Source organism: Sphingomonas cellulosilytica, assembly GCF_052321755.1.
Lineage (GTDB): Bacteria > Pseudomonadota > Alphaproteobacteria > Sphingomonadales > Sphingomonadaceae > Sphingomonas.
The window spans coordinates 1-839 of the sequence record NZ_JBQRTT010000018.1; the positions used below are offsets into that span (position 1 = coordinate 1).

Consider the following 839-nt stretch of genomic DNA (forward strand, 5'->3'; position numbering starts at 1 on the left):
TAGGGTCAGGACCCATTGATATGAGCGTCGCGATCTGATTCAGGCTCCGCGAGGAGACCGGGATGAGCGACCTGTTTTGGCTGACGGACGAGCAGATTGAGCGGCTGCGGCCGTTCTTTCCCAAGAGCCATGGCAAGCCTCGTGTGGATGACCGGCGGGTGCTGAGCGGCATCGTCTTCGTCAACCGCAATGGGCTGCGCTGGCGAGATGCGCCCCGCGCCTATGGTCCTCACAAGACGCTGTACAATCGATGGAAGCGCTGGGGCGAGCGAGGTGTGTTCACACGCATGATGGAGGGGCTGGCTGCGGGCGATGCAGAGCCGAAGACCGTCATGATCGACGCGACATACCTGAAGGCGCACCGCACGGCATCGAGCTTGCGGGTTAAAAAGGGGATCTCGGCCGCCTGATCGGACGCACCAAAGGTGGCATGAACACGAAGCTCCATGCCGTCGCCGATGCGAACGGCCGCCCCTTGAGCTTCTTCATGACGGCCGGGCAGGTCAGCGACTACACCGGCGCGGCAGCGCTGCTGGACGACCTGCCCAAGGCGCAGTGGCTGCTCGGCGACCGCGGCTACGACGCCGACTGGTTCCGCGACGCCCTCCAGGCCAAGGGCATCCAGCCCTGCATCCCGGGCCGGCGATCACGCAAAGAGCCGGTCAGGTATGACAAGCGTCGCTACAGGCGCCGCAGCCGCATCGAGATCATGTTCGGCCGCCTCAAAGACTGGCGCCGGGTTGCTACCCGCTACGATCGATGCCCGACCGCCTTCCTCTCCGCTATTGCCCTCGCTGCCACCGTCATCTTCTGGCTGTGATCAACGAGTCCTGACCCTA

1 protein-coding gene is annotated in these 839 nt (G+C 64.2%); it reads left to right on the top strand.

Annotated elements, in window-relative coordinates; all coding sequences use genetic code 11:
* The first annotated feature begins 62 nt into the window (after window positions 1-62).
* A protein-coding gene (locus ACTZQ5_RS13990) for an IS5 family transposase (RefSeq protein WP_443585748.1) occupies window positions 63-820 on the top strand; the annotation gives its coding sequence in 2 pieces (ribosomal slippage) (window positions 63-396 and window positions 396-820; 759 coding nt in all).
* Window positions 821-839: the final 19 nt, after the last annotated feature.